This is a genomic window from Streptomyces sp. DSM 41931, assembly GCF_050271085.1.
Lineage (GTDB): Bacteria > Actinomycetota > Actinomycetes > Streptomycetales > Streptomycetaceae > Streptomyces > Streptomyces albogriseolus.
This window is the reverse complement of the sequence record NZ_CP189902.1, coordinates 5,891,060-5,910,712: the sequence shown is the minus strand read 5'-3', so window position 1 is coordinate 5,910,712 and position 19,653 is coordinate 5,891,060. Positions and strand designations below refer to the sequence as shown.

The 19,653-nt window shown below is 72.4% G+C and carries 19 protein-coding genes and 2 pseudogenes; 10 read left to right on the top strand and 11 right to left on the bottom strand.

Going from position 1 to position 19,653, the window contains the following annotated elements; all coding sequences use genetic code 11:
* Positions 1 to 73: 73 nt before the first annotated feature.
* The 3 genes from ACP7TJ_RS27115 to ACP7TJ_RS27105 all read right to left on the bottom strand — a co-directional run bounded on the left by ACP7TJ_RS27115 (position 74) and on the right by ACP7TJ_RS27105 (position 2,986).
* Positions 74 to 334, bottom strand: coding sequence for a hypothetical protein (locus ACP7TJ_RS27115; RefSeq protein WP_093766077.1), 261 nt, complete (start codon positions 332 to 334; stop codon positions 74 to 76).
* A 20-nt stretch (positions 335 to 354) separates the two neighbouring features.
* A complete protein-coding gene (locus ACP7TJ_RS27110) occupies positions 355 to 1,308 on the bottom strand; it encodes a TerC/Alx family metal homeostasis membrane protein (RefSeq protein ID WP_093766078.1) in 954 nt (317 codons plus the stop codon).
* Positions 1,309 to 1,426: 118 nt separating this feature from the next.
* Positions 1,427 to 2,986, bottom strand: a complete 1,560-nt coding sequence (locus ACP7TJ_RS27105; RefSeq protein WP_266404420.1) for an IucA/IucC family protein — start codon at positions 2,984 to 2,986, stop codon at positions 1,427 to 1,429.
* 109 nt (positions 2,987 to 3,095) lie between these two features.
* Here ACP7TJ_RS27105 and ACP7TJ_RS27100 point away from each other — a divergent pair, with 109 nt between their 5' ends.
* Genes ACP7TJ_RS27100 through ACP7TJ_RS27090 form a run of 3 tightly spaced genes read left to right on the top strand, consistent with a single transcriptional unit; the run spans position 3,096 to position 6,721 of the window.
* Entirely contained in the window at positions 3,096 to 4,601 is a 1,506-nt protein-coding gene (locus tag ACP7TJ_RS27100) for an IucA/IucC family protein (protein WP_427766027.1), read from the top strand.
* A gap of 45 nt (positions 4,602 to 4,646) precedes the next feature.
* A complete protein-coding gene (locus ACP7TJ_RS27095) occupies positions 4,647 to 5,921 on the top strand; it encodes a VWA domain-containing protein (protein ID WP_427766024.1) in 1,275 nt (424 codons plus the stop codon).
* Positions 5,921 to 6,721 carry a hypothetical protein gene (locus ACP7TJ_RS27090; protein WP_266550218.1) on the top strand — a complete coding sequence of 267 codons (801 nt, stop codon included), beginning with the start codon at positions 5,921 to 5,923 and terminating at the stop codon, positions 6,719 to 6,721. Before ACP7TJ_RS27095 ends, ACP7TJ_RS27090 begins: the two co-directional genes overlap by 1 nt.
* A gap of 74 nt (positions 6,722 to 6,795) precedes the next feature.
* On the opposite strand, the gene ACP7TJ_RS27085 is transcribed toward ACP7TJ_RS27090, so the two are convergent.
* Complete coding sequence (locus ACP7TJ_RS27085) at positions 6,796 to 7,422, bottom strand: winged helix-turn-helix transcriptional regulator (protein ID WP_427766020.1); 627 nt, start codon at positions 7,420 to 7,422, stop codon at positions 6,796 to 6,798.
* A gap of 81 nt (positions 7,423 to 7,503) precedes the next feature.
* On the opposite strand from ACP7TJ_RS27085, the gene ACP7TJ_RS27080 reads away from it, so the two are divergent.
* Together ACP7TJ_RS27080 and ACP7TJ_RS27075 are read left to right on the top strand one after the other, a co-directional pair.
* A complete protein-coding gene (locus ACP7TJ_RS27080) occupies positions 7,504 to 8,712 on the top strand; it encodes a pyridoxal phosphate-dependent aminotransferase (RefSeq protein ID WP_427766017.1) in 1,209 nt (402 codons plus the stop codon).
* A gap of 86 nt (positions 8,713 to 8,798) precedes the next feature.
* On the top strand, positions 8,799 to 9,125 hold the full coding sequence (locus ACP7TJ_RS27075) for a hypothetical protein (protein ID WP_427766014.1): 327 nt from the start codon (positions 8,799 to 8,801) through the stop codon (positions 9,123 to 9,125).
* A 22-nt stretch (positions 9,126 to 9,147) separates the two neighbouring features.
* Here the strand turns inward: ACP7TJ_RS27075 and ACP7TJ_RS27070 are convergent, their stop codons facing one another.
* A complete protein-coding gene (locus ACP7TJ_RS27070; protein WP_427766011.1) occupies positions 9,148 to 9,948 on the bottom strand; it encodes a GNAT family N-acetyltransferase in 801 nt (266 codons plus the stop codon).
* 103 nt (positions 9,949 to 10,051) lie between these two features.
* Between ACP7TJ_RS27070 and ACP7TJ_RS27065 the strand changes: the two genes are divergently transcribed.
* The 3 genes from ACP7TJ_RS27065 to ACP7TJ_RS27055 all read left to right on the top strand — a co-directional run bounded on the left by ACP7TJ_RS27065 (position 10,052) and on the right by ACP7TJ_RS27055 (position 13,719).
* Positions 10,052 to 10,381: a hypothetical protein gene (locus ACP7TJ_RS27065; RefSeq protein ID WP_427766008.1), complete on the top strand. Its 330-nt coding sequence runs from the start codon at positions 10,052 to 10,054 to the stop codon at positions 10,379 to 10,381.
* Positions 10,382 to 10,446: 65 nt separating this feature from the next.
* Positions 10,447 to 12,618, top strand: coding sequence for a hypothetical protein (locus tag ACP7TJ_RS27060; RefSeq protein ID WP_427766005.1), 2,172 nt, complete (start codon positions 10,447 to 10,449; stop codon positions 12,616 to 12,618).
* A gap of 366 nt (positions 12,619 to 12,984) precedes the next feature.
* The gene (locus tag ACP7TJ_RS27055; RefSeq protein ID WP_427766002.1) at positions 12,985 to 13,719 is read left to right on the top strand and encodes a hypothetical protein; all 735 of its coding nucleotides are present in this window, start codon (positions 12,985 to 12,987) and stop codon (positions 13,717 to 13,719) included.
* 224 nt (positions 13,720 to 13,943) lie between these two features.
* On the opposite strand, the pseudogene ACP7TJ_RS27050 reads toward ACP7TJ_RS27055, so the two are convergent.
* The 3 genes and pseudogenes from ACP7TJ_RS27050 to ACP7TJ_RS27040 form a co-directional block, all read right to left on the bottom strand.
* Positions 13,944 to 14,109, bottom strand: a pseudogene (locus ACP7TJ_RS27050) (transposase); the annotation flags it as partial.
* 25 nt (positions 14,110 to 14,134) lie between these two features.
* Positions 14,135 to 15,037, bottom strand: coding sequence for a GNAT family N-acetyltransferase (locus tag ACP7TJ_RS27045; RefSeq protein WP_427765999.1), 903 nt, complete (start codon positions 15,035 to 15,037; stop codon positions 14,135 to 14,137).
* A 144-nt stretch (positions 15,038 to 15,181) separates the two neighbouring features.
* Positions 15,182 to 16,069 carry a helix-turn-helix transcriptional regulator gene (locus tag ACP7TJ_RS27040; protein WP_387751749.1) on the bottom strand — a complete coding sequence of 296 codons (888 nt, stop codon included), beginning with the start codon at positions 16,067 to 16,069 and terminating at the stop codon, positions 15,182 to 15,184.
* A gap of 167 nt (positions 16,070 to 16,236) precedes the next feature.
* Here ACP7TJ_RS27040 and ACP7TJ_RS27035 point away from each other — a divergent pair, with 167 nt between their 5' ends.
* Positions 16,237 to 17,169 (top strand): MBL fold metallo-hydrolase, encoded by a 933-nt coding sequence (locus ACP7TJ_RS27035; RefSeq protein WP_427765996.1) that lies wholly within the window; start codon positions 16,237 to 16,239, stop codon positions 17,167 to 17,169.
* A gap of 242 nt (positions 17,170 to 17,411) precedes the next feature.
* On the opposite strand, the pseudogene ACP7TJ_RS27030 reads toward ACP7TJ_RS27035, so the two are convergent.
* Positions 17,412 to 17,501 (bottom strand): annotated as a pseudogene (locus tag ACP7TJ_RS27030) (IS5/IS1182 family transposase); the annotation flags it as partial.
* A gap of 9 nt (positions 17,502 to 17,510) precedes the next feature.
* Complete coding sequence (locus tag ACP7TJ_RS27025) at positions 17,511 to 17,993, bottom strand: MarR family winged helix-turn-helix transcriptional regulator (RefSeq protein ID WP_427765993.1); 483 nt, start codon at positions 17,991 to 17,993, stop codon at positions 17,511 to 17,513.
* 93 nt (positions 17,994 to 18,086) lie between these two features.
* On the opposite strand from ACP7TJ_RS27025, the gene ACP7TJ_RS27020 reads away from it, so the two are divergent.
* Positions 18,087 to 18,971, top strand: coding sequence for an alpha/beta fold hydrolase (locus ACP7TJ_RS27020; protein WP_427765990.1), 885 nt, complete (start codon positions 18,087 to 18,089; stop codon positions 18,969 to 18,971).
* A 100-nt stretch (positions 18,972 to 19,071) separates the two neighbouring features.
* Here the strand turns inward: ACP7TJ_RS27020 and ACP7TJ_RS27015 are convergent, their stop codons facing one another.
* On the bottom strand, positions 19,072 to 19,527 hold the full coding sequence (locus ACP7TJ_RS27015; RefSeq protein WP_387580917.1) for an ATP-binding protein: 456 nt from the start codon (positions 19,525 to 19,527) through the stop codon (positions 19,072 to 19,074).
* Between the last annotated feature and the right edge of the window lie 126 nt (positions 19,528 to 19,653).

Here is a 19,653-nt window from a genome sequence, read left to right as displayed (position 1 = left end):
CCGGGCCACCCCATCCTCGTACGACGTCGGACAGGCATCCTAACCGCGCGCGGACGGGCGACGGCGGGGCCGGTCAGGCGGACGGGCCGGCCTCCTTCTCGCGTTCCTCCGTCCGCCGCTCCCGGTCCTCCGCCCGCGGGCGGAGGGTGTCCGCCGGGACCATCTCGGGGACGTAGTCCACGCAGTCCGGGTTGTGGCAGGGGCCCGCCCGCCAGTGGGGGACGTTGATGCCCATGGTCTTGTGCCGGGTGACGACGGTCTCCACCGGCCGGCCGCACGAGCCGCACAGCAATTCGGTGGTCCGGGTCCTGTCGCGCTTGCGGTCGCTGCTCATGCTTCCACTTTACGCCCGCTTTACACAGGTTTGTCCTCCTCTGCCGGTGGTCGCAGCACGCTCACCGTGATCGACACGGCCAGGACGACGACGATGACGGCCAGGCTGACCAGGGACGGGATCTCGGGGATGGCGGTGCTGACCGTCTTGTGGGCCGCCTGGAGGACGAGCTTGACGCCGATGAAGCCGAGGATCAGCGCCAGTCCGACGCTGAGGTAGTGGAAGCGGTCGAGCAGGCCGGCCAGCATGAAGTACAGGGCGCGCAGGCCGAGGATGGCGAAGGCGTTGCTGGTGTAGACGATGAACACGTCGCTGCTGACGGCGAGGACCGCGGGCACGCTGTCGACGGCGAAGACGAGGTCGGCGGCCTCGATGGCGGCGACGACCGCGAGCAGCGGGGTCGCCACCCGCTTGCCCGCCTCCTTGACGAAGAAGTGCGGGCCCGCGTACTCGTCCCTGACCGGGATGACCTTGCGCAGCAGCCGGACCGCGACGCTCTTCCCCGGGTCGAAGCTTTCGTCCTCCCCCTTGAGGATCTTGTAGGAGCTCCAGAAGAGGATCGCCGCGAAGACGAACAGCACGGCCGTGAAGCGGCTGACCACGGCCACGCCGGCCGCCAGGAACAGACCGCGGAAGACCAGGGCGCCCAGGACGCCCAGGAACAGCACGTGGTGCTGGTAGGCGCGCGGCACCTGGAAGTAGCTGAAGATCAGGGCGAAGACGAAGAGGTTGTCGACGGACAGGCTCTTCTCCAGCAGCCACGCCGTGGTGTACTCCACGCCCGCGTCGGTGCCGACGACGAAGAAGACGACGACGCCGAAGAGCACGGCCAGGGAGATCCACGCGGCGCTCCAGAGGGTCGCCTCGCGGAAGCCGATGACGTGGGCCGTGCGATGCGCGAACAGGTCGACCGCGAGGGACGCCACGACGACGACGACGAACACGATCCACAGCCAGAACGGCACGTCATGCACGGTCCCGCCTCCTCTGGGCGCGGTCGGACGGCGGTCCCCCGGGGGGCTTTGGCCCTCGTCCCGAGTCTGGGGCATCCGGTCGGCCGTCGCCTCTCGTCGGGGCCCGCCCGGGATGCGGTCACCGGTCGGGCGGCCCGGCGGCCAGCGGGTTGGGCAGCGGCCGGTAACGGGCGTCGGCGCCGTCGGCGGCGGTCCAGCGCAGCAGGAGGTTGGTCTTGGCGGGCAGGGTCGGCGCGGTCAGCAGGGCGGGGATCTCGGGGAGGGCGTGGCGGGCCAGTTCGCGGCGGACCGCGGGCCAGGGGTCGAGGCCGGGGTGGTGGTCGGCGAGGGCGGCGGCGATCTCCATGAGGTGGTTGACGACCAGGCAGTACACCAGCCGCTCCCACCCGGCCTCCCGCGTCACCGTCGGCGGGCCGTCCGCGCGGTGCGGGGAGGCGAGCAGCTTCACGCCCTCCGCGTCGCGGTAGAGCGCCTGCACCGGCATGCCCGCGCCGTCGACGGCGATCAGCGTGTTCTGCAGATGCGCCTCCAGGACGACGCCGTGCCGCTGGAAGGCGGTGAGCGCCGGGGGCACCACCCGGGCCAGGTACGCCTCCCACCAGGCGGCGGGCCGGCCGGCGGCGGTGAGCGGGTCGCCGTCGAAGCCCTCGACCAGGGCGGCGGCCAGGCAGGGGGTGGCGCCCGGGACCAGACGGCCGCGGAACCCGTCGCGGACCACCACGGCCAGCTGCTCGACGGCGAAGTCCGCGGTGCGGTGCCCCCGGTCGCTCAGCCAGGCCCCGCCCGCCGGGCCGCCTGCGGCGAAGGCGGCCCGCACGGCCGTGTCGGTGGCGCGCAGGCGCGACAGGTCGTGCCGCCACAGCCGCCGGACGTCGTTGGTGATGCGCACGTCGAGGCTGAACTTCAGGAAGAGGTCCTCGCCGGGCGCGTACACGGTGCGGACGGCCGCGGTGGGCCATACCGGCCAGGGCGTCTCGCCGAGCCGGACCAGACGGCCGTCGGCGAACGCGGGGGCGAGATCGTCGGCGGCGAGGTCGAGCTGCCAGGGGTGGGCGGGCAGCAGGCGGTAGCCGGGCGGGGCGGTGCCGAGGCGGTCCAGGGCGGCGGTGTCGCCCTCGTCCACCAGGGTGTCCTCGCGCACGCCCAGCAGGGTCAGCGGGAAGCGGGCGTACGCCTCGGGCGCGTACGGCAGCCAGGCCGCCGCGGGGCCGCCGCCGCGGGCCTTGGGGGCGGGGTGGTGGGTGTGTCCGGTGAGCAGGGACTGCTCGGAGCGCAGATAGAGGTCGTCGGGCGGGTCGGCGCGGTCACGGGCGGCGAGCAGGGCGGCGACGGCGTCGCGGCTGTCGAGCATCTCGGCGGGCAGTTCGTGGTTGGAGCGGCCGGTGTGCCGGCGGAGCTCCTCGGCGACGAGTTTGACCAGTTCGGTGTGGGTGAGGCGGCGCCAGGACCCGGCGGTGTGCACCTCGGGCGCGGTGGGGCGGCGGGCGCCGCGCACGCGCAGCAGCCGCCGGCTGTGGGGCAGTCGGTAGATCCGCGGGCCGTCCGGGCGGGCGGGCCCGGGCAGGGGTTCGGCCACTTCGCGCAGCAGGCAGTTCAGCAGCGGCACGGCCGCGTGGGTGTCGGCGCGCCCGGCCAGGCCGGCGGGGCTCGCCGCGTCGTCGTCTGCGGGCGGGGGCATGAGGTCCACGCGTTCTGGTTCCCTACGGTCTGTCCGGCGGAGACGATCAGTATGTCTGGCATCGTCCCCCCGTACGTCCCACCTTTCCGCCGATCCGAGGAGTGTGCCCGTGCCGCGTCCCCCCACCGCCGAGGCCGGGATCGCCGAGGAGTTGGCCGTCGTACGGCCCGCTCTGCTGCCGGCGTACACGGGGGCGCTGCCCGGCGCGCGGGCGGCGGTGCTGGCCCGGCTGTGGCGGGGGCTGACGCACGACCCGCTGCCGTGGATCACCGGGCGGGAGGACACCCGGTCGGGGGCGGTGCTGCGGCTGGCGGACGGGCGGCGGCTGGAGGGCCCGCCCGCGGACCCCTACGCGACGGACGCCCGCGTGACCGCCGTACGGCTGGACGGGACGGAGTACGACGATCCGGCGCGGCTGATGACGGACCTGGCGGTGCCGCACTCGGCCGCGTTCGCCGCCGAACTGGGGCACTCCACGGCGTCGCTGGCGCTGTCGCGGGCGGGGCAGCGGGGCGTCGGGGACGCGGCGCCGGTGCGGGACTGGGAGTGGGAGCAGCGGGTGGTCGACGGGCACCCCTTCCATCCGAACTGCCGTTCCCGTCCCGGCTTCTCGGCGGCCGAGCAGCTCGCGTACGGCCCCGAGCACCGGCCGGTGGTGGAGCTGGTGCTGCTTCCGGTGCCGGCCGGGGAGTGCCTGGTGTCGGGCGTGTGGCCGGAGTGGCTGCGGGACGGGGACCGGGTGCTGGTGCCGGTGCATCCCTGGCAGGCGGCGCATGTGCTGAAGCGGCCGGGCGAGGGGGCGCTCGCGGCGCATCCGCTGATGGCGCTGCGTACCCTCGCGCTGCCGGACGGGCCGCACGTCAAGACGGCGCTGAGCGCCCGGCTGACGTCCTCGGTGCGGGACATCTCGCTGGGGTCCGTCGCCGCGTCGGCGGTCCTGTCGGACTTCGGGCAGGCGGTGGCGGAGCGCACGGACGGGCTGCTGCGCATCACCCGCACGCTGGGCGCGGTGGCGGCCGGTTCGCCCGATCTGGCGGCGCTGCTGCGCGAGTCGCCCGAGGAGTACGCGGGCCCCGGGGAGCGGGTGGTGCCGGTGGCGGCGCTGGCCGGCACGGACCTGTCCCGCTCCCCCGCGCGGCTGGCCCGGCTCGCCCGGCTGGCGCTCACCGCCGGGCTGCGGCTGCTGGACATGGGGGTGTCCCTGGAGGCGCACGGACAGAACCTGCTCGTGGTGATGTCCCCGGACGGGGAGCCGGTACGGCTGGTCTACCGGGACCTGGCCGATCTGCGGGTCTCACCGGCCCGTCTCGCCCGGCACGGCATCCCGGTGCCGGACGTGCCGGACCGCATGGTCACGGACGACGCCCTGGCGCTGCGCCGCAAGCTGTTCGGCTCGCTGGTGGCGGGCGCGCTGGCCGGGACGGCCGGGTCCGGCGCGGCGCTGCGGGCGGCCCTGGAGGACGCCGTCCGGGATCTGCCGCGAACCCCGGACCTGGCGGCGCTGCTCGGCGGACCGCTGCCGGCGAAGGCGCTGACGCTGATGCGGCTGTCGCCGGGCACGGCGGGTGATCAGTGGGCGGACCTGCCCAATCCCCTGCGGTCCGGGTCCGGGTGACGGACCGTTTTGGAGTGGGGTGCCTCTGATCAATAGGATCCGCCGATGATCAGAAGAACACGGCCGGTGGCAGGCGCCCTAGCCCTGCTCGCCGCCCTGACGGCCGGGATCGCCTTCCCGGCCGGGGCGGCCGCCGGTGAACCCACGGGCCAGGACGCGCCCAAGGTCGATCTCGTCCTCGACGTGAGCGGCTCGATGCGCGCCAGGGACATCGACGGCCAGTCCCGGATGGCGGCGGCGAAGCAGGCGTTCAACGAGGTGCTGGACGCGACGCCGGAGGAGGTGCAGCTCGGCATCCGCACCCTCGGCGCGGACTACGCCGGCGACGACCGCAAGGAGGGCTGCAAGGACACCGCGCAGCTCTACCCGGTCGGCCCGCTGGACCGCACCGAGGCGAAGACGGCGGTGGCGACCCTCGCCCCGACCGGCTGGACCCCCATCGGACCGGCGCTGCTCCAGGCGGCCGACGACCTCGACGGCGGCGACGGCTCCAAGCGGATCGTGCTGATCAGCGACGGCGAGGACACCTGCGCCCCGCTCGACCCGTGCGAGGTGGCCCGCGAGATCGCGGCCAAGGGCATCGGCCTGACCATCGACACACTGGGCCTGGTGCCGAACGCCAAGCTGAGCCGGCAGCTCAGCTGTATCGCCGAGGCGACCGGCGGCACGTACACCTCCATCGAGCACCAGGATGAACTCACCGACCGCGTCACCGAGTTGGTCGACCGTGCCGCCGAGCCGGTGGTGACTCCGGTGGCCACCGAGGGCGCCGGCTCGTGCGACAAGGCGCCCGTGCTGCGGTCCGGTCTCTACACCGACCGCGAGGAGTTCGGCCAGCAGCGCTGGCACCGCGTGGAGCTGCTCGCCGGGCAGGAGCTGCGCGCCTCGGTGAGCGTCGCCGCGGACCGCGCCGTGCGCGCCGACCACGGCGTGCTGATGCGCGCGGTCACCGTGCGCGGCCGGGAGATCGTGCGCGGCGAGGCCACGGGCAGCGGCCGTACGGACGTGGCGTCCACGGGCCTGCGCTACCCGAAGCCGGAGATCGACGACGACGACAGCGGCAAGCCCGCGGCGGAGACGGTGTGCCTCGGGGTGACCACCTCCTTCTCGGCGGACGCCGGCGTGAAGACCACGCCCGGACTCCCGCTGGAACTGACGGTCGACGTCGTGGACGGCCCCGACGACGCGGCCGACGTCGCCTCCTTCGGCCTCGGCCGGGGCTGGTGGCTGCTCGGCGCCCTGATCGTGACCGGCTTCCTCGCCGGTCTCGTCTGGGGCTGGCTGTCCCGCTGGCGGGTCGCTGTCTGGAGGACCAACTGATGCGCGCCGTACGAGTACTCAGTGCCGCCCTGCTGACGCTGGGCCTGGCCGCCGCGCCCGCCGCGGCGGACTCGTCACCGTCCCCGGAGGCTTCGGGCGACAGCGGCGGGCCCACCCGCGCGGGGACGTCGTTCCGCACCGCGACGGAGGTCGAGCAGGGGCAGACCGCCACGGCACGGGCCTCCACGGGTGACTACCTCTACTGGTCGTTCCCCGCGGACGCCGGGCAGCGGCCCACCGTCCGCGCGACGGTGAAGCTGCCGGAGAGCCACGCCGCCGAGACATGGCAGGTCGACGTGTACGACGGGCTGCGCCGCCGCCAGGCCTGCCAGTACGGCGCGCAGACCCGCACCGCCGGGCCGGGCACGACGAGCGTGGAACTGGCGTGCGTGCTGCGCACGGTCCGCGCCTGGTCGGAGCCGTGGGCCAACGACCCGCTGCCCGGCACGTACTACGTGCGCCTGACGGCGCTGAAGCTGTCGGCCGACGACCTGGGCCAGCCGGTCGACGCCGAACTGCGCGTCGAGTCGAAGGACATGGGCGGCGCGGCGGCGGTCGACGGCTCGCTGTCGGAGCCGTTGGTGCCGGGCATCGCATCCCGTCCGGAGGAGGAGTCGGACGACTCCTCCTCCGCCGTCCTGGCGGGCCTCGAGCCGGAGGACGGCTGGACGTCCGGCTGGTGGTCCGACCGCTGGATCTGGACGGCGGCCGGCGGAGCGCTGGCCGCCCTCGCGGGCGTCTTCGGCTACCGCCTGACGCGCGGGCCGGGACGGCCCCGGCAGGTCCCGCCGGGGGCGTGAGCCCGTTTCGCGTTCGGTCCGGTCGCGTTCGGTTCGGAAGGCCCGCCTTGTGCGGGCCTTCCGGAGCCCCGGCCTCACGCCTCCCTGAGCTGCTTGGCGAGCGGGCTGTCGCCGGTGACCTCGACGTGGCCGTTTCGGACCGCCTCCGGGAGGGACAGGTCGCCTCGGCTGAGGGCGATGCAGGTGGGGGTGTCGAGGGTGAGGACCGCGTCGGGGTCGGCGGGGGCCGGGCCGTCGCCGTAGACGGGGCCTTCGCTCGCGCCGGCGTGGACGTGGAAGCGGCCTTCGTCGAGGCGTACTTCGACGAGGCCGTCCCCCTCCAGCGCCCGCAGCAGCGGCAGGGCGAACCAGTGGGCGCGTACCGCGTCGGTCGGGCGGCGCTCGCCCAGCTCCGCCCGGCCCCAGGTGCCGAGCGCCTGGAGGACGGGCAGCAGCTCACGCCCCCGCGGGGTGAGTTCGTAGACGTAGGCCGCGCCGGGCGGGGGGAGGCGGCGGCGGGTGGTGAGGCCGTCGCGTTCCATGTCCTTCAGCCGTGAGGCCAGTACGTCCGTGCTGACGCCCGGCAGGTCCGCGTGCAGGTCGGTGTAGCGGCGCGGCCCTGCCAGCAGTTCCCGGACGATCAGCAGGGTCCAGCGGTCGCCGACGACGTCGAGCGCACGGGCGGCGGAGCAGTACTGGTCGTAGCTTCGGCGAGGTGGCATGCCCCGCAGTCTAGACATGTCGTTGGACTTTCCAAGCACCCACTTGGTAAAACCAAGTAACACCAGAAACCGGAGGGGCGCATGGAGTTCCGGCAGTCGAGCAAGCTCAGCGAGGTCTGTTACGAGATCCGCGGTCCGGTGATCGAGCACGCCAACGCGCTGGAGGAGGCGGGGCACAGCGTGCTGCGCCTGAACACCGGCAACCCGGCCCTGTTCGGTTTCGAGGCGCCGGAGGAGATCCTCCAGGACATGATCCGGATGCTCCCCCAGGCGCACGGCTACACCGACTCGCGCGGCATCCTCTCCGCCCGCCGCGCGGTGGCCCAGCGCTACCAGACGCTCGGCCTGGAGGTGGACGTCGACGACGTCTTCCTCGGCAACGGCGTCTCCGAGCTGGTGTCCATGGCGGTGCAGGCCCTGCTGGAGGACGGCGACGAGATCCTCATCCCGGCCCCGGACTTCCCGCTGTGGACGGCGGTGACCACCCTGTCCGGCGGCAAGGCCGTCCACTACCTGTGCGACGAGCAGGCCGACTGGTACCCGGACCTCGACGACATGGCCGCGAAGATCACCGACCGCACCAAGGCCGTCGTCCTCATCAACCCGAACAACCCGACGGGCGCGGTGTATCCGAAGGAGGTCGTCGAGGGCATCCTCGACCTGGCCCGCCGCCACGGCCTGATGGTCTTCGCCGACGAGATCTACGACCAGATCCTGTACGACGACGCCGTGCACCACTCGGCCGCCGCGCTCGCCCCCGACCTGGTCGTGCTGACCTTCTGCGGCCTGTCCAAGACGTACCGCGTGGCGGGTTTCCGCTCCGGCTGGCTGGTGGTCACCGGTCCGAAGCAGCACGCGAAGGACTACCTCGAGGGTCTGACCATGCTGGCGTCGATGCGGCTGTGCGCCAACGCGCCCGCGCAGTACGCCATCCAGGCCGCGCTGGGCGGCCGGCAGTCCATCCGCGACCTCACCGCCCCGGGCGGCAGGCTGCGCGAACAGCGGGACGTGGCCTGGGAGAAGCTGAACGAGATCCCGGGCGTGAGCTGTGTGAAGCCGCAGGGCGCGCTGTACGCGTTCCCGCGTCTCGACCCGAAGGTGCACAAGATCCACGACGACGAGAGGTTCGTCCTGGACCTGCTGCTCCGGGAGAAGATCCAGGTGGTCCAGGGCACCGGCTTCAACTGGCCCTCCCCCGACCACTTCCGCATCCTCACCCTGCCCCACGCGGAGGACCTGGAGGCGGCGATCGGCCGCATCGGCCGCTTCCTCGGCGGCTACCGGCAGTAGGCGACCCCGGCCGGGAGAATCCACGGAAGAACGCCGTGTACGGGTGCCGAGGAACCGCCCGCGCGGTGATCGCGTCGGATCAGGGCATGAGGGAACACACACGCGGCTGTTCCGGCCTGCTCCTGGCGTTCGTGGGGGCCGTCACCGCCGTCCTGGCCTGGGCGCCGAGGGCAAGGGTCAGCGTCCAGGGCGGGTTCGAGGGCCTGCACCGCGACCTCAGCGTCCTCTACGTGGACCTGCCCCTCATCGCTGCCGGAGGTGCGCTCCTGCCCACGGCGGTCTGGCTCCTCGCCCTCCGTGTGCTGGGTCGCCCCTGGCTCGCGGTCGTGCCGGCGGTGGCCGCCCTCGCGCTCGGTGTATGGGGCGTGCTGAGCTGGTGGACGCCGTACCGGCCGCCGGAGGTCGTGTACTAGCGGCCACTGCCGGTCCGCCGGATCACGACGCCGAAGTGAAGAACCGCATCGGGGAGTTGGGCCGGAAGCCGATACGGGGGTAGACAGGCGCTCCGGCGGCGGTCGCGTGCAGGGTGGCGCGGGTCGCTCCCGTGGCGCGGGCGCCCTCGTACAGGGCCTTGCGCGTCACCGCCTCGCCGTAACCCCGGCGCTGCCACTCCGGGTCGGTCGCGACGAGCAGGACGAAGAGGCGGCCCCGCGCCTCCACCGTGGCGGCGCAGGCCACGGGGGCGCCGTCGCGTAGCCCCAGGTAGGCGTGCACCCGGTCCTTCCACAGCGTGGAGCGGGCGAGGCCGTCACGGCCGTCCTCGAGCGGGAAGCCGTAGGCGCGTGAGTTGAGGTCCGCGTAGGCCCGCAGGTGCTCCTCGGAGGTCACCCGCTCGAACGTCAGGTCGGGGTGGCGCGGTTCGGGGAGGGGCGGCAGGTCGACCGCCATACCGGTACCGGGGAAGGCGTACGCGAGGCCGGCCTGCTCGGCGGCCGCGTCCAGCGCGGCGCGCGCCCCGTCGTCGAGGAGGCTCTCGAAGACCCACAGGAAACCGGGCCGGCTCTTCGCCCGCATGATCTCCGCCGCGTTCCTCAGGCGACGCTCCAGGAGACCGGCGCCCGTGCCGACGTCGGTCAGGGTGACGCCGTTCCAGAAGGCGAACCGGCAGTCGGCCCACCGGACGGCGATGCCCGGCAGGTCCCGGACGTCCGCGTCCGGGTCGCGGTCGAGCACCACGGTCCGCCAGACGGCGGCAAGCTGTTCCATCGACTCGACCGAGTCCGCGAGATCGTGCACAGGTGTTCCCCTCCAGTCGCTAGGTGTACGGGCCCTCCGGGCGGTACGAGTTGTACACGCCCGCCGCCGCGCGGGGGGCCCGCCGGCCCGGCTCCGGCGCGCCGTGTCGCCCCGCGCGCCCCGCGTCACCCGGTCGTCGGGGAGCCTTGTCGCATACCGGGCCGGCACAGACGGTCCTTGGCCCGGCGAGGCGCTGGACTGCTTCGTCGACGCGTACACCAGCGCCTACGGTGCCCTAGACAGCCCGCGGTTCCGTCGCGGACTGGCCCGGCAGCTCGCGGTCGATCCGCGGATCGACCGGTACTGGGAGCTGGTGGCCGAGCTCGTCACCGAGCCGGGCCGGCGTGCGGAACCGACACCCGGCACCGCCCATGACTGGCTGCTCTCCGCCCTGGCCGCACAGACGGGAACTCCGCCGCCGACGTCCGGGTGACGACGTCCCGCGTGCGTACGAAAACTCCCGTGCGCCGGTTCGTACACCTCTGCGATCATCCCCGGATGACGCACGGTCTCGCATCACTGGTCATCCGGCACACCCACCGCGTCCCCGCCCCTGAGGGCTCCGCCGGGGAAGGCGCCGTCGCCGCGCGGCAGTTCGACGCGGCGTTGATGTCCGTGGGCTTCAAGCTCTCGGCGGAGCTGCTGGAGCGGCTGTCCGGACTGTCCGAGGGCGCGGTCGTGCACACCGCCCGGCGAACCCTGCGCACGGTGGGCGAGATGGTGGGCGACCACGTCCGGCACAACGCGTACTTCATCGATTTCCCGGCCCATGTGCCGGACACCGAGGAGTTCTGGATCAGTTGTGTGAGGAAGGCGCTCGACGACGACGCGTCGCGCGGGAGCGTGCTGACGCAGCTGTCGCGCGGGGTGCTGAACCTGCTCACCCTCCCCGCGTACGGCCGCTACCAGCACACCTACGAGCAGCTGCTCGCGGCGCAGGAGGAGCTGATCGCCTCGGCGGGCGACCGGGTGACCGTCCTGCACCTCGGAAGGAGCCTGGACGACGAACTCACCGGTCTGTACCTGGCCCTGGCGGGCAGCACGACGCCGCTGGGCGAGGAACACCTGAGCGATCTCAAGACCCTCGCCCACCGGTGCGCGCTCGGACCGCAGCCCGAGTCGATCCCGGTCCGGGAGAACCGGGCGGTCGTCAACGAGGCACGTCTCATGGCGGGAGCGGACCTCCTGCTCGACACCGTCACCGACGTGCTGCGCCTCGCCTGCGCCCTGTCGGGCGGCGACGTGACGCTTCAGGAGCCGACCCGGTTCCGGGCCCTGCCGCGGCCGGTCCGCCGTGCCCTGCTCGCCGGTCTCGACGCCGTGGTCGCGGCGAACCCCGCCAAGCTGGCCGACGTGCACGCGCACCGCGAGCCCTTCAAGCGGCTCGGTGAGCGGCTCCATCCGCACGAGTACCCTCGCTGGCCGCACGCGGCCGAGGTGTTCGCCGTGGCCCGTGGGGAGAAGGAGGCGCGGTCCTTCGAGAGCCGTCTCGAGAGGCTGCTCGACGCGTACGACATTCGCGGTGCGGTACGGCTGCTGGAGTCCGCCCCCGGCAAGCTGTTCCGGGCCCTGGACCTTCTGCTGCGTATCGCCTCCGGCCAGGAGGAGAGGGACGCGGTGGTGGCCGCGGCGGTGCGGGTCGCTCCGCGGGTCTCCGGCCGGGTCGTGCTGTCGGTCCGTGAGCACCTGCAGAACCGGGAACGGGAGACCGGCGAGCCGCGGATCTTCGTCAACCGGCGGGGCCGTGGCTGGGTCGTTCCCGACGCCCGGCCGCCGGTGCCCGCGGCCGACCGCGACCGTCTCGTCGCCGCCCTCGACGCCGAGATACGCCGCAGGCTCCCGGCGCCGGGCCGGCTGCTGCTCGACCCCGACGTCCTCGACGTGGCGCTCCCGCTCAGCGGCAGGGCGGCCGCGGCTGGACTCGGGGTGCTGCCGCGGGGCTCGGTCTCGGCGGTCGACGGGGAGCGGCTGCGCTTCTTCGTGTACTGGAAGGAGGCCGCGAAGCGGACCGACTACGACCTGTCGGCGCTGCTCCTCCACACCGACTACAGCACCGACTCCTGGCTGTCCTACACCTCGCTCAAGACTGTCGGGGGCGTGCACTCGGGAGATGTCACCGAGGCGCCCGACGGGGCGTCGGAATTCATCGAGCTGTCGCTGGGCCGGGTACGCAGCACCTTCGTCGTTCCGCAGGTCAACATCTACTCCGGCGAGGGCTTCGACGAGGTCGAGGAGTCGTTCTTCGGTTTCATGCTGCGCGACGGCGAGCAGAAGGGCCGGCCGTTCGAGCCGCGCACGGTGCGCATGAAGTCGGATCTGCGCGGCACGGGCCGGGTGGCCCTGCCGCTGGTGTTCCGGCGGGAGGACGACGGCCGGTGGCGCGCGAAGTGGCTCCACCTGTACCTGAGAGGCATCTCCTCGGCCAACCGGGTCGAGGAGAACCAGATGTCGGTGTCCAAGGTGGTTCGCGCCGTCGTGGAACGCGAGTACCTGACGGTGCGGTACCTGACCGGCCTGATGGCCGGCCGAGGCACCGCCGTGGACGTGTGGGACGGCGGGCCCGTCCCGGACGAGCCCGTGACGTACATCGGCCTCGAACGTCCTGAGGGGCTGCACCCGGACTCCGTCGTCGTCACCCTTGAAAACCTGCGCGACGTGATCCCGGACTGAGTGCTAGCGTGACGCACGGCAAGGCCATGAAAGGACTTCCTTCTCAACTCCTTCTGACAACGAGTTCTTTCGCTTTCCTTGCCCTCGACGTCGCTCCGGGCGGCGCCCGCGTCACCGTGCGGGCGCCGCCCGGAGTCGTTCCCCCAGGCCGTTTCCTTCGGATCACCTCGCCGACCAGATGAAGATGGCGGCGAGGTGCAGTCCGGCGGCGGTGAGGCCCGTTCGGTCGCCTCGTTCTCCAGCTGGCCGGTGTGCTTAGCGACTCTACGCATTTCGAGTGACGTGACCCCTGCCGCGTTGTGCCATCTTCTTGGAGACGTGACCCAGGTGCCGACGTACCCGGGCGCTGGTATCGGAGGAGCGGGAATGAGAGTGGACGGACTGCGGCGAGTCCAGGTTGTCGTGGTGGCGCTTACCGCGGTGGCCCTGCTGGCCGGCTGCGGAAGCGGTGACGAAGCACCCGGAGACGGCGGAAGCGGCGCCGTGACCGAGGACTCGGCAAAGGGGACGGCGGCGGGAAGATCGAACGACGGCCCGCTGGACGCTGCCGGCCTCGAGAACGCGGCGGTCACCGAAGCGGACCTGCCCGAATACACCTTCACCGTCTTCAAGCAGGGCACCGTCCTCGGCAGCAAGGGGAAGCCGGCCGAACCGGCGGCCTGCCAGCCCATGGAAGACATCCGGCTGCGCTCCCCCGAACCGGCACCGACCGTCGCGGCAGCCCGCTCCGTCCACCCGAAGACGGACACGAAGGCCACCGACATCACGCTGTACGCCTACGCCAAGGCGGCCGACGCCGAGGAACTCCTCACCCGCGTCCGTGACGCGGCGAAGAACTGCGACGGGTACGAGGACGACATGGGCCTCAACCCGACCGTCACGGCCCTTCCTGTCCCCGACCCGGGTCCGGCCGATGAGGCGTTCGCCTTCAAGCGGGAGTCGTCGGGAACAGCGCACTGGTACCAGGTGGTGCGTAGCGGCTCCAATGTAGCCGTCTTCAGCTGGCAGAGCCTGGTCGCGCACAAGAACGCGGGCGAGGCCCCGGACGAGGTGATCACCGCCCAGCTTGAGAAGCTGACGGAGACAGCGGGCACGGGCTGAGCTTCTCCGCAGTCGGAAGAGCTTGAAGTACATGCGGCCGCGCTGATTGCCGGGGTGGCACCGCAGGGGATCGCTCCTTGTCGAAGGCTGGTGGCCGTCCGCCGCGTGAGCCTTTACGCAGGCGGGCGGCCTGGCTGTCGGTCTTCTCCGGGATGGTGCGCCGGATGCCCCGCCGTCGCAGGTGATCACGGCATGGCCTGGTGCGGGGCCGGTGGTGGGTCGGTGCGGGCGCCGGCCGCATGCTGGTGCGCGCGGACGATGGTGGAGTCGACCGGGCAGATCGCGCCACTGCACCCCGGTCCGCACCCGGTGCAGGATCCCGTCGATCACCTGCCGGTGATCCCGCCACCTGCCCCACCGTCCATTGCTGACTGGCAGGAACGGCCGCAGCCTTTCCCACTCGGCATCGCTCTAGCTAGGCGTCCAGGCCCGGCGCCGGGTGGAAGTTGATGCGTTCGCGGACGACCGGGAAGCCGGCCTTGGCGAAGCACGCGGCCATGGGAACGTTGCCCCGGTCCGTCGCCGCGCTGACGAACTCCGCTCCCTGCTCGACCAGGTGACGCGTGCATTCCACGAGCAGGTCGTAGGCGTAGCCGTGGCCGCGGTGTTCCGGGACCACCCCGATGAAGCCGATGGTGGGGCCGGAGGGGTTGTGGGCCGGGATGTGGATGCCGGCCAGGTCGCCGTCCGGGGTGTGCGCGGTCCGCCACCACTCGCGCGGGGACGGGCACCAGTGGAAGAAGTCGAGTTCCTCCTGCGCGGCCCGGTCGAGGCCGCCCTGCTGGACGGCCTTGAGCGCGTGGGCGTCCAGGGTCACGGAGTGGATGCGGCGCAGCGCGTCGAAGAAGACGGTGTCGTCGCCTTCGGCGCGGAAGCTCAGGCGTCCAGGGCGCTCGGGCAGGCCGCTCTCCGGGGTCCAGCGGTACAGGAAGCGTTCCACCAGGAGTTCGTAGCCGGCGGCGCGTGCGGCGGTGAAGCGCGCCTCGGCGGCCGCGCATAGGACGGGGTCGTCCCGCCAGCCGCCGGGCAGGTTGATCTCGAGTTCGACCTGCCGGAGCGCGGAGCGCAGCAGCTCGGCTCCCGCCTCCTCCTCGCCCTCCGCCACGTCGAACCAGTTGATGTTGACGGGCTCCGGGTCGTCGGGCCCGCCCCACCACGCCCCGCGTGCCACGACCTCGCCGTCGCGCAGGGCGACGCGCTTCCAGTCGGGACGGAACCGGGTGCGCCGGTGGGCCTCACGGGCGCCCAGCGGGTCGGGGAGCGCGTCGAAAAGATGGGCGTCGCTCGCGGAGAGCGTGCGGATGACCAGACCGGTCATGGGATCCTCCAGGATGCGTGCAGCAGGCTCGCTTGCTGCTGCTCGGAGCGCTCCCGGTCAGAACTCGTCGCGCACGCCGGGACGGTGGGAAAGGGAGCGCTGGAAAGGTGTGCACGGCACGGCACTCGCCTCCTTCCGTCCGAGTCAGGGCGTGGGAGCACACGCTACGGGGGCGTCCACGGTTCGTCCACGGGTTTTGAGGGCTTCCAGGGCCGCCGTCGAGGGCGAGCCCGGTTCCGCCGTGAAGGTGACCAGGGACTGGTGCGGCTCCTTCGGGACGTCGAACGTCTGCTGGGTGACGGTCAGTTCGCCGACGGCCGGATGGGCGAGGGTGTGCACGTCGCGGCCACAGGGGGCGACGGTGTGGGCGTCCCACATGCTCCTGAACTCCGCACTCCGCGCCGCCAGTTCGGCGATCAGCGCGGCGAGGTGGGTGTCGCCCGGGTTGCGGGCGGTCAGGATACGGAGGTTGCCGACCACCGCACGCGCCTTCGCCGGCCAGTCGCGGTGGAGGGCGCGGGTGGGGGCGTCCAGGAAGACCATGCGGGACAGGTTGGGGCGGCCGCCGGGATCGTCGGGCGCGGCGAAGTCGAGGTGGGGGGCGAGGAGGGCGTGGCCGGTGCGGTTCCAGGCCAGTACGTCGTTACGGCGGCCGACGACCAGGGCGGGCACGTGGGCGGCCATCGTGGTCAGCAACGTGCGCAGGTCGGCGGACACCCTCTCGTCATCACCGGATACCGCCGGGCGGTGACCGGTCGTCGAGGACAGGTCGTACAGGTGGTCCCGCTCGGCCGGGGACAGGTGCAACGCCCGTGCCAGCGCGTCGAGGACCTCCGGTGAGGCGTTGGCCTGCCTGCCCTGTTCGAGCCGCGTGTAGTACCCGGCGCTGACGCCCGCGAGCAGCGCGACCTCCTCCCGGCGCAACCCGGGGACGCGCCGCCGGTCCCCGTACCGGGGCAGGCCGACGTCGTCGGGGCTCAGCCGCGCCCGCCGCGCCTTCAGGAACGCTCCGAGCGGTGATGTGCGGTCCATGCGCCCAGTATGCGCGGGGGTGGTGTCCCGCAGCCTGCACCTGTCAGGGGTAGGCAGGGGCGGGGCTGGTCCCGCGAGGCGGAGGGCCGCAGAGTCGGTCGTACGGCCGCCCCGCCCTCCGCGGAAGCGGTCCGCCACCCTGCCCCTGCCCCGTACGAGGGAGACCCATGCCCACCGCCCGCACAGCGTCACCCCAGGTCACCACGCTCCGTCTCGGAGACGTCGAGATCACCCGGGTGATCGAGTTCTCCGACATCTCCCCGATGACGACCGACGTCTTCTTCCCCGGCAGCACGCCGGAGGAGTGGCGGCGGCACGCCGCGCTGCTGGACCCGGACCACTGGGACGCCCGTACCGATCTCACCCGGGTCGCCACCCAGTCGTGGGTGCTGCGCAGCGAGGGCCGGGTCGTCGTGATCGACACGGGGGCGGGGAACGGCAAGTACCGTCCCCTGCAACCGATCTGGTCGTACCTGGACACCGGCTACCTGGCCAGCCTCGCCGCCGCCGGCGTCCGCCGGGAGGACGTCGACCTCGTCGTCAACACCCATCTGCACGACGACCACGTCGGCTGGAACACGTACCTCGACGGCCGCGACTGGGTGCCCACCTTCCCCAACGCCACGTATCTGATGCCGGCGATCGACGTGACGTACTGGCATCCCGACAACCTGCACCGCACGCAGTTCGGGCGGGGCAACCAGAACGTGTACGAGGACAGCGTCCAGCCCGTGATCGACGCGGGGCTCGTCACGACGTGGGAGGACTCCTTCGTCATCGACGGCAACCTCCGGCTCGAGCCCGCCCCCGGCCACACCCCGGGTTCGGCGGTCGTCCACCTGGAGTCCGGGGGCGAGCGTGCGGTGTTCGCCGGGGACCTGCTGCACGGCGCGATCCAGGTCCACGAGCCGCATCTGAACAGCTGCTTCGAGGAGGACGAGGAGGGCGCCCGCGCCAGCCGCGCACGGATGTTCGCGTACGCGGCCGACCACCGCGCCCTGGTGTTCCCCGCCCATCTGCCGGGGCAGGGCGCCTTCGAGATCCGGCGGGAGGGCAGCGGTTTTGGACTCGCCCGGTGGGCGCCGTTCCCACGCACCTGACCGTCGATCAGTGGCCGCGTCGCAGCGGCTCACTGCACGCTGGTGCGGGCCACGGCCTCCAGCTGGTCGGGGTTCACCGGTTGATTGAGGTAGACATCGCGACCCGGCAATCGGTCGAGCACGCCGTGTTGTCCAGCTCCCGGACGTCCGCGCCGGCCGCGACGGCGACCCGGGCGAGGGCGAGCGATGTGGACCCGACGCGGGGCCGTCGTGCAGCGCCACGTTGACGGTGACCAGCATGGCTGGGGCACGACGAGGGCGGCGCGGGCGAGCCGGGTGACGGTCGCAGGGTCGAGGCTGACCCGGCGCAGGGCCTTGAAGGTGACCTTCAGCCCGCGCCGTCAGCTCGCCTCACCGAGATCGCCGCCGAGTGGCGAGAGACTCTCCGCGCCCGCCGGCCGGTTCTTGGTGAGCTGGGCCAGGTGCGCTTCGAGGACGGCGAGCTGCTCGGCTCCGATCTGCGCCGCCCAGCGGTCACGCACCTCGGTGAAGAGCGTCGCGCCGAGAGCCATCATGTCGTGGCCGCGGGCCGTGACGCGAAGTCGCTTGACCCGTGCGTCGCTCGGGTCGGTCTCCCGCTCGACGTATCCGAGTCGCTCGAGGGCGGCGATCGTCTTGGCGGCGGCCTGCTTGGACACCGACAACCGGCGGCCGAGTTCCGCGGCCGTGTCCGCTCCCTCCTCGATGGCGCGCAGGGCGAACTCGTGGGATGCACGCACGCCTTCATGTCCGCGGCTCGCCAGTTCGCCGACCACGTCGTCCACCATCGACTGGAAGCCGCCGAGCAGCAGCAGCGCAAGCTCAGCGCCTGGTGACCGTGTCATGAGACGCATCATACGAGAATCCCTCCAGGGTGGACAACCCGGTTGTCTATCCATAGGCTGACAACCAAGTTGTCGATCACATGGAGGAAAACAATGGCTCCCACGATCCCCGGCGCCACCCTTCCCGCCCTCGAACACCACCGCGTCAGCCTCAACGGCACAGAGCTTCACTACGTCTCGGCGGGAACCACCGGATCCCCCGTCATGCTGGTCCACGGCTTCCCGGAGACCTGGTGGGTCTTCCACAAGCTGATCCCCCTGCTCAGCGCGCACCACCGCGTGTTCGCTCCCGACCTGCGCGGTTTCGGCGACTCCGCCACCGCCACCGGAGAGCACGACAGCGCCACCGCAGCCCGAGACCTGAGCGAGCTGATCACCCTGCTCGACGTCGGCCCCGTTCACTTGACGGGCCAGGACATCAGCGGTCCCACCACCTTCCGTGTCGCGGCCACACACCCCGACCTGGTGCGCAGCTACACGGGGATCGAGACCGGCCTGCCCGGGTTCGGCCTGGAAATGCTCGCGGACGTCACCCGCGGCGGTGCCTGGCACATCGGCGTCCTCGCCGCCCCCGGCGTTCCGGAGATGCTGCTCGCCGGACGAGAGCGCGCATTCCTCTCCGAATACGCCCTGCCCACCCTCAGCGCCACCCCTGACGCGTTCACCGACCAGGACATCGACGAGCTCGCCCGCTCCTACACGCGACCCGACGCGTTCAAGGGCGCGGCCGGGCTCTACCGGTCCATGCTCCGCGAAGGCGAGGAGATCCGAGAACTGGCCGCCGGGCAGCTCACCATGCCCGTACTCGCCATCGGCGGCGGGTCGGGAGACTTCACGCCGGCGACGCTGCGCCAAGTCGCCAAGGACGTGAGTTCCGCATCGCTCGACGGCATCGGCCACTACGCGGCGATGGAAGCACCCGAACGGCTCGCGAACGCCCTCCTCGCTTTCTACCGGAAGATCGACAGCCCGGAGTAGACCCCGGGCCCAGCCCTTGAGCACGGAACAGCGCGCCTACAGAGGCGGAGCGTCCTTCATCGTGCGGCGCTTGCGCAGGTCGCGCCGGAGTCCGCAGGGGTCACCCCAGCGGGACTTCGCACCACACCGTCTTCGTGTACGGGTCCCCCGCCGTCGCGCCCCAGTGGGTGGACAGGGACTCGACCAGGAGCAGGCCCCGGCCCGACTCCGTGTCGGGGTCGGCGGGCGTGAGCGTGCCGGGGAGCGGGGGGCTGTGGTCCGGGCGGGCGTCCGTCACCTCGATACGCAGCGTGGCGTCTTCCGCGTACAGGGTCAGGCGCAGGGCGAAGTCCCGGCCCCGTACCTGCCCGTGACGTACCGCGTTCGCGGCCAGCTCGGCCACCAGCAGGGACGCCGTGCGGTTGCCCTCGGAGTCGTACGGCCAGCCCCATGTGGTCAGTTGCTCCGCCGTGAGGTGCCGGGCCAGCCGGGCGCCCCTGGCCGTCGCCGACAGGCGGATGCGGAAGTGACGGGCGGGGCCGATGTGTTCGTCCACCGGGGCGATCTCGACGTTCATGTCACTCAGCGTGGTCAGCCGGCTCCTCCGTGAAAAGTCCCGGCGGCCGGACCCGCGGCCGCCGTACGGAAGCTGTCCGGGCCTGTCCGGGTCGCGACGCGTGACATCCCGCACCCTCCGTGAGTT